This window comes from uncultured Brachyspira sp., from assembly GCF_934747485.1.
In the GTDB taxonomy this organism is placed as follows: Bacteria; Spirochaetota; Brachyspiria; order Brachyspirales; family Brachyspiraceae; genus Brachyspira.
This window is the reverse complement of the sequence record NZ_CAKVGN010000097.1, coordinates 1-8182: the sequence shown is the minus strand read 5'-3', so window position 1 is coordinate 8182 and position 8182 is coordinate 1. Positions and strand designations below refer to the sequence as shown.

The 8182-nt window shown below is 26.4% G+C and carries 5 protein-coding genes and 2 pseudogenes; 3 read left to right on the top strand and 4 right to left on the bottom strand.

The genetic code is table 11. The features are described 5' to 3' along the window. Positions 1 to 203 precede the first annotated feature (203 nt). Positions 204 to 422, top strand: a complete 219-nt coding sequence (locus tag Q0H31_RS12495) for a hypothetical protein (protein ID WP_295298677.1) — start codon at positions 204 to 206, stop codon at positions 420 to 422. 268 nt (positions 423 to 690) lie between these two features. Then, a complete protein-coding gene (locus Q0H31_RS12490) occupies positions 691 to 840 on the top strand; it encodes a hypothetical protein (protein ID WP_295298675.1) in 150 nt (49 codons plus the stop codon). A gap of 70 nt (positions 841 to 910) precedes the next feature. Here the strand turns inward: Q0H31_RS12490 and Q0H31_RS12485 are convergent, their stop codons facing one another. Further along, the gene (locus tag Q0H31_RS12485; protein ID WP_295298673.1) at positions 911 to 4498 is read right to left on the bottom strand and encodes a DNA translocase FtsK; all 3588 of its coding nucleotides are present in this window, start codon (positions 4496 to 4498) and stop codon (positions 911 to 913) included. A gap of 20 nt (positions 4499 to 4518) precedes the next feature. Next, the gene (locus Q0H31_RS12480) at positions 4519 to 5319 is read right to left on the bottom strand and encodes an undecaprenyl-diphosphate phosphatase (RefSeq protein WP_295298671.1); all 801 of its coding nucleotides are present in this window, start codon (positions 5317 to 5319) and stop codon (positions 4519 to 4521) included. A 356-nt stretch (positions 5320 to 5675) separates the two neighbouring features. On the opposite strand from Q0H31_RS12480, the gene Q0H31_RS12475 reads away from it, so the two are divergent. Continuing rightward, positions 5676 to 6971, top strand: a complete 1296-nt coding sequence (locus tag Q0H31_RS12475; protein ID WP_295298669.1) for a hypothetical protein — start codon at positions 5676 to 5678, stop codon at positions 6969 to 6971. A gap of 80 nt (positions 6972 to 7051) precedes the next feature. Here Q0H31_RS12475 and Q0H31_RS13255 read toward each other — a convergent pair. Both Q0H31_RS13255 and Q0H31_RS13250 read right to left on the bottom strand, forming a co-directional pair. After that, positions 7052 to 7441, bottom strand: a pseudogene (locus Q0H31_RS13255) (Clp protease N-terminal domain-containing protein); the annotation flags it as partial. A gap of 12 nt (positions 7442 to 7453) precedes the next feature. Further along, positions 7454 to 8080: pseudogene (locus Q0H31_RS13250) on the bottom strand (Clp protease N-terminal domain-containing protein); the annotation flags it as partial. Positions 8081 to 8182 lie beyond the last annotated feature (102 nt).

The following is an 8182-nucleotide window of genomic DNA, read 5'->3' as shown; positions in this document are numbered from 1 at the left end:
AATTATGATACACCTATGCTATACTTTAAGAAATTAAGGAATTCCTAACTGCAATATGTCTGGCTCCTGTGCATTATTTTAATGTATAATATTTTTTACAATATAGAATTATTTTTTTTAATAAATATATCTAAAATTACTATTATGGTATGCAGATTTTGTTTTATAACTTTTATAGATAGTTAATATTTTTAATTTATATTATGAAAAAACTTTTATTTATTGTAATATTATCTATTATAGTGATTTTCTCTCAGGAAGAATGCAAAGGTCCAGATGGCGATTCTAAACCAACACCTTTTAGACATGACAAAAATTTTATAAAATATAGCTATAACATTACAATAGAAGATTTTCTCTTTTGTTCATCAATATTTCTTTCTATAGTTGTTCCGTCTTTTGTTATCATAAATAAAAAATAATCAGTGTTTTATAAGAATATGTTATACTCCATAGCGTATATTTAGTTTTAATAAGTATAATATGATAATTTTGTATATAAAGAAAATAAATTTTAATGTATTAAAATATAAAAAATAGTTTAACTTTCAAAACTTTTTAATTTTTAAAATCAAAAATATTTAGTAAATATATCTCAAATAATTAATTAATTTTGTATAATATATATACCGATAATATAAAAGTATGAAAAATATAAATTAATAATGTTTAGTAATATTTGGAGTATTTATGTATAAAAAAATATTATTATTACTAACTCTAATATTATTTAGTTTTATTGTTTCTTGCAACGATAAAGAAAATAAAAAAGATGATATAAACAATAGATTGCAAGATGATGAATACATAACTAAAATAATAGAAAGCAATTCAAAATAAGTTTTTTTATATAAACTTTATTATATAAAAAAAGCCCGCCTACCAACTGTAAACGAGCCTTAAAATCTTATTATCTATCATCTAATGTGATTAGCACTTCTCTTGGTTTAGAGCCATTTTCTGGACCAACAATGCCCTGACGCTCCATAATCTCTACTATTCTTGCAGCACGGTTGTATCCTATTTTTAATCTGCGTTGTAGAAATGATGCACTTGCCTTTCCTGTTCTTGCTACAAGCTCAACAGCATCCTCCCAAAGCTCTTCGTCTAATATATCCTCTTCATCAGTGTTTTTGTCATCATCGCTTCCATCTAATGCAGCAATCAAGCTCTCATCAAACATAGGAGACATCTCGCCAGATAAATAGTCAACCACCTTCTTAACTTCATTGTCAGAAACAAAAGCTCCCTGAACCCTCTCAGGCATCTGACTTCCAGAAGCACAGAATAAAGCATCTCCTTTACCCAATAACTGCTCAGCACCAGACATATCTATTATAATACGTGAGTTTGTTTTGTTAGGCACTTGGAATGCAATTCTTGTAGGTAAATTAGCTTTTATAACACCAGTAACAACATCTGCAGAAGGTCTTTGTGTGGCAATTATTAAGTGTATGCCAACAGCCCTACTCATACCAGCTAAGCGTGATATTAAATCCTCAACCTCTTTTGATGCAACAACCATCAAATTGTGAAGCTCATCTATCACTAAAACTATATATGGAAATAACTCTAAAGGCTCTCCGTTAAACTCTGTCTCTCCCTCTTTAAGAAGCTGTTTTACTTTTTCGTTGTAAGTTTTAACATTTCTAACGAAGAATCTCTCCATTCTTTCGTATCTTTTCTCCATTATGTCTACAATATATCTCAATACTATAGTAGCCTTCTTCTCATCAGAAACAACAGGAGACATTAAATGCGGTATGCCGTTATATATAGAAAGCTCAACTCTCTTTTTATCTACAAATATAAATTTAAGTTCATCAGGTCTAAACTTATATAAAAGCGAAAGTATTATTGTAGATAAACAAACACTTTTACCAGAACCAGTAGTACCAGCAACAAGCAAGTGAGGAGCTTCAGACATATCTGATACAACATTGTTTCCATATATGCCTTTTCCGAGTACAAACGGTATATCAAGTTTTGATTGTCTAAAATCACTGCTTTCTAATACATCTCTTAAAAATACAGCATTTCTCACTTTGTTTGGTATCTCTATACCTATAACAGAACGTCCCGGTATTGGTGCTATTATTCTTACACTCTCTGAAGCAAGTGCTAAAGCAATATTATCTGTTAAGTTTGATATTTTTGACACTCTAGTTCCTGCTGCTAATTCTAATTCATATCTTGTAATAACAGGTCCTCTTGATACTCCTGTAACTTTAGCTTCTATATTAAAATCAAGCAATGTATTTTCTAATTGTATTGCTGTTTGTTTTATAGATTCAAGCATTGCATTATCATTAACAGGAATTGACCTATTAAGCAAATCAAATGGCGGAGCTTTATAATGCTTATCCACATACTTGCTGTTAAAGTTTGATTGTATTAAGTCAAAATCATTTTTGTGATTTTTATGTATTATTGGTTTTTGAGGTTCTTTTAGTGTGTTTACTTTTTTTTCTGATTCTATATTTATAAAACCGCTATTAGTTTCATTATCGTTTTTTATGTCTTCTATAGAGCTTAATTTTTCAGCATATTTTTGAAGCTCTTTTTCAACATCATATTCTTCTTCGTTAGTTGTATTATTATAATATTTAGAATCATTTGAAAAATTGTTTGGCTCTCTTAAATCATCTTTTATTTTTACATCTTCTATATCATTATAAGATTTATCAACATTGTAAAGTTCTTCTTCGTCCAAATCAAAACAGTTTAATATATTATCATCATCATAATTAATAATATTGTTATTATAATTTGGTATATGGTCTTCTCTTCTGTATGCTCTTTTTGAAGCATAACCCATAGGAAACTCAAAGCGGCTGCTGCTCTTGTCAGTTGTTTGCTCTGAGTAATTTAATTCTTCATTTTTATTTCCTCTTTTTATTTTGCCATGCTCTCTGTCATACATTTCTTTTAATTGTTTATTTTCATTGGCAACTCTTCTCAATTTATCTAATATATTTTCTTTATTATCAGTTTTTATGGAACTATTAGTTTTATATGAAACATTAGTATTATTTAAATCATTAGGAGTATTTTCTTTTTTAAGAGTTTTCTCTTTATATTCTTTATATAATTTATCTAAGTCTTCAATATATTCTATTTTATTATTTTCTAATTCATTATTATTATTATTATTATTATTTAATTCTCTAAACTTTCTCTCTCTGTTTTTATATATGTTTTCAAGTATAACACTCTCATCATAATCATTATTTATACTATTTTGAGCTTTCAAATAATTTTCTGTTGTATCATAATAATTAACATTGTCTTCGTAAGCTGCCTTTTTAAAATCAGACTTTTTAGCTCTATTAATACTGAAATCCCAATCAATATTTTCTATAGCCTCATGAACATTTTTATTGTATTCATATTGCTTTAATTCATCATATTGATTGAAAGTGTCTTCTTCTTTTTTTTTTATTTCCATTCTTACATCACTTCCAAATGCAGCCTCAAATAAAGAATTACCCATATCTTCTTCTGTGTCTTCTATTGTATTAACATTAATTCTTCCATAGTTATCTCTTTTCAAGTTATTTAAACTTTCAACCATATAATCTAATTCTTTATTCTTAGCATCATCAAAATCATTTCTCTTATTGAAGAAGTCTTCCATTATATTATCATTTTTGTTATTATATTTTTTGTCAAATAAATCATAATGATTGAAAGAAATCTTTTCTATAAACGGAGTATTATTAAACTCAAAATCAGATACTTCTTTTTTACTAAAAATAGGCAAGTAATCTAATGAAGTATTTTTTCTATTATTATTTTCTTCTTTGTAATTTTTTTCGCTTTCTTCTTTTGAATTTTTATATTCTTTCATTTCTTCTTTTTTAGTTTTTATGGTATCAGATATTTTTCTCTCAACATCTTTTATCTTTTCTAAGTCTATCTTTTTTATCATATCCTTACAATAATTAGCTAAATCAAGCAATGAAATCTTAGCAAATGCTATTATAGTAATAAGCAGTATAGCAGAAGTTATTATAATAGCTCCAATATTTCCAAATAATGAAGCAAGTGAACCTCCTATAACTTCTCCCATTATTCCGCCTTTATAATAAAACTCTTTCTCTCCAAGTAATATATCAAGTAGTATGCTGGATAACATCATAACGAATGATAAAAGAAGAGCAAACATCAAAATATTTTTAATAGAGTTTTTTAATATAATATTTACACCAGCATATACAAAAAAAGCAGGTATTACAAAAGAAGAAATCCCAAAAGCAGAAAATGAATACTCAGCAATATAGGCTCCAAACTTACCAAGTAAATTATTTGTTGTAAGAGAAGTGTTCATCTCTCCTATATTAGCACTCAAATATGATAAAATTAATATACCCGCAAAAAGTATGCATAAAAAACCAATAATATCATATATAGGGTTTCTATTTTTATCATCATATGATTGATAAACATTTTTACTCTCGGCTCTTTTTTGTATGTTTAATTTTCTTTTAGTAAACATTATAAAAACTCCAGCTATCTTTAAGTATTAAAAAAGTATATATACACAGCTAAACCAACTATTATGCAGTAAAAACTAAAATAATAAAGCTTTCCTTTTTTTAGAAAAGACATAAGCAGCTTTAACGCAATAACTCCAAATATAAAAGAAGTAGCAAGCCCAACTATTACATAAGTAACATTAAAGTCGGTTAAATCTTTTAAAGAAAGAAGCAAAGCACCAAATATAGCAGGCAAAGATATTAAAAAAGAAAATCTGCCCGCAAAATCCCTATTAAGTCCCAAAAATAAAGCCATGCTTATAGTCATGCCAGACCTTGATATTCCCGGGAAAACGGCTATAGCTTGAGCAAAACCAATCATTAAAGCATTATAATAGGTTGTGGTGAGAGCATCTTTATTGATTCCTTTGTCCATTTTTTTTGTCATGAGCAAAATGAAACCTGTTATAATGAGGTTAAGCCCAACCCTTTGAGTGTTTATATTGCTTAAATATTTCTCTAATAATAAACCAACTATGGCAACTGGTATTGAAGCAATAATTACCATAAGACCAACTCTAAAACCTTCGTTATTTTTGCTTGAATATTTAATATCTTTTAACCCTGTAAAAAAACCTGTTATGGCATTAATAATATCTTTATGAAACACCAAACAAGTGGCTAAAAATGTGCCAAAGTGAAGTGCTATTTCAAAAGATAATATATTTTCTGTTGCATTGAAATTAAGAAAAGACTCAGCTATTCTTAAATGTCCGGAACTAGATACAGGTAAGAATTCCGTAACTGCTTGAATAAATCCTAATATAATTGCTTTTACCATCAAAAAACTACCCCTATTATTTATATATTGTTTACATAATACTATTATAATTCTCGGATAGTTTTAAAAAAACAATACAAAAAATTATGTAAACTCTAATTAATATTATAAAGTTATGTTTTATAATGGATTTTTATACTATAATAAACATATTTTTATATGTATTTACTATTTTTAATAAAAAATATAACTTAAACAAAAATATATTATTTATTGACTATTTTTTTGTTTTTATTTATAGTAATTAACATGAATAAAATAATAAATTCAAATCTATTATCAAAAGACTTTTATATAAAACAAAAAGAAACATTTTATCGTTTTTAAAAAGGGTAGCGGACTTTACTCCAAGCGTTTTGGTAGGTCTTTTTATTCTCGTTATAACTGCGAAACTATATGGAAGAGAAAACTCCACTATTGGAGTGGTGAGTATATTTATATGCGGTTTAATGCGTCAAAGTTTTACAGCATCAAATTATCCTCTTGTTGCTTTTAGAATACTTTTACTTGGATTTTTAGCTACCATTGCAGAGCAGAATATATTTTTAATAATAATACTTAATTTTGTAGTGCCTTTTTTAATAGTGTTTTTGTTATCTGATGATTTTGTGCCGAGAGGATATTTTATATATGGTTTTGCCTATGTGATATTTCAAGCTTATAATATACCAATAGAAAATATATCTCTTAGAATGGAGTCTATTGCTTTTGCTTTAATAATTATATTTATATTTTTATCATTAAACAAAATAATTAGTAAAAATAATAACAATAATTTAGCTTCAAAATGTATTGGCATTATAAACAAAAAGTTACTTTTATTATGCAACAAAAAATGTGATTTAAAAAGAATAGATGATTTATTTTCTGCCATTAAGTTATATACATCTTCTATATATATGGATTCATTAAAAAGAAACTCTATTATGAGCAATAAGAATATTAATGATTTTGAGTTTGTGTTATTTTTAGAGGAAATCAATCAATTAATAGAAAAAGAATATAAAAATATTGATAATTTAACAGACAGTGATTTTGAATATTTTTCTAATTTATATAAACTTTTAGAGAATATTAGAGAGTTTTTAAAAAATGATATTACTAAGAAAAAAGAGGAAGAGTTTAATTCTATAGCAAAACAAATAAAAAATTTTAATGATAATTATACTCTTAGTGATGAAAATAAAAATTATGAATGGCTTTATGTGCTTAGGAAACTTGATAGTATACTCCGTAATATGTTTGAAAATAGGGCTGATAATTTGGAGATAGAAAAAGAGTTTTATTTGAAGTTTAGAATAATAAGAAAAGAGTTTAATATTAATAAATGTCATTTTAGATTTGCTTTAAAGATGGGCATTATAATGTGTGTAAGTTTTACAATTAGATATTTTTTACCTGAAAAAATAGCAATAAGGGGTTACTGGCTTCCTATACTTTCTTATATAATGATGTATCCTTTTTATGAAGATGTTAAGGCCAATTTGAAAATTAATCTTATAGGAAATATTATAGGAGTTTTAATATTTGGTTTAGTATTTAGATATATGCCTTATTATATGATTATACCTTTTATAGGTTTATGTTTTGTGTTGTCTTTAGCTTCTATAAATACTTTATTTAAAAAATATACGGAACAATGTCTGCATTGATTTCTTCGTTAGGTTATATTACAATCAAAGAAAGAATCAAAAATATTATAGCAAGTAAAAGTACAATATCTATGGCTTCATGACATATTTAAAATATCAGCTATCTCTTTATAAGAATAATTTTCATAATATCTCAAAATAAATACATCTCTTTGTTTTCCTTTCAATTTACTCGAAGCTGTATATATTTTCTCTTGCAAATACCCTATCTCATATTCTTTTTCTGTATTGTATCTTCTAATTCTCATCATCTCTTGTCTTAATGTTTTTAAATCTAAATTATAACTAATAAGAACATTATATGCTATACCATTTTCTTCTTTTAGAATTCCAAGAAGCAAATGCTCAGTGCTTATACAATTATCTCCTAATGATTTAGCCTCTTCTGCCGCTCTGCTTATTAAATGCTGAATGCGTGTAGATAGAGGTATCTTACCAAACAATTTAGTATTGCTTGTAGATTTTGTCATAGAAGATTCTATATCAAATTTAATCTTTTCTATATCTATTTTTAATTTATTTAAAACATTAACAACTATTGAATCGGTTTCATGAAATATTCCTAATAAAACATGTTCTGGGGTAAGCATATCATGATTTAGTCTCTTAGCTTCCTCTACAGAATGTAAATCTAATATTCTTATAGTAGCTTTATCTGTATTGTATCTTCTAATTCTCATCATCTCTTGTATTAATGTTTTTAAATCCAAATTATAACTAGTAAGCACATTATATGCTATACCATTTTCCTCTTTTAGAATTCCAAGAAGCAAATGCTCTGTACTTATACAATTATCTCCTAATGATTTAGCCTCTTCTTTCGCTCTGCTTATTAAATGCTGAATACGAGGAGATGTAGGTATTTTACCAAACAATTTAGTATTGCTTGTAGATTTTGGCATAGAAGATTCTATATCAAATTTTATCTTTTCTATATCTATTTTTAGTTTATTTAAAACATTAACAACTATAGAATCGGTTTCATGAAATATTCCTAATAAAACATGTTCTGGGGTAAGCATATAATGATTTAGTCTCTTAGCTTCCTCTACAGAATGTAAATCTAATATTCTTATAGCTTTATTAGTAAGACGAAATGGATAAGACATATTTGTTTCCTATAATCATAAATTTAGGGGCTGTCCTAGATAACTAAAAAAGCTCCTTTTTTGCTAAATTATATATAATTTCCAACTGTTTGTCAACTTTTG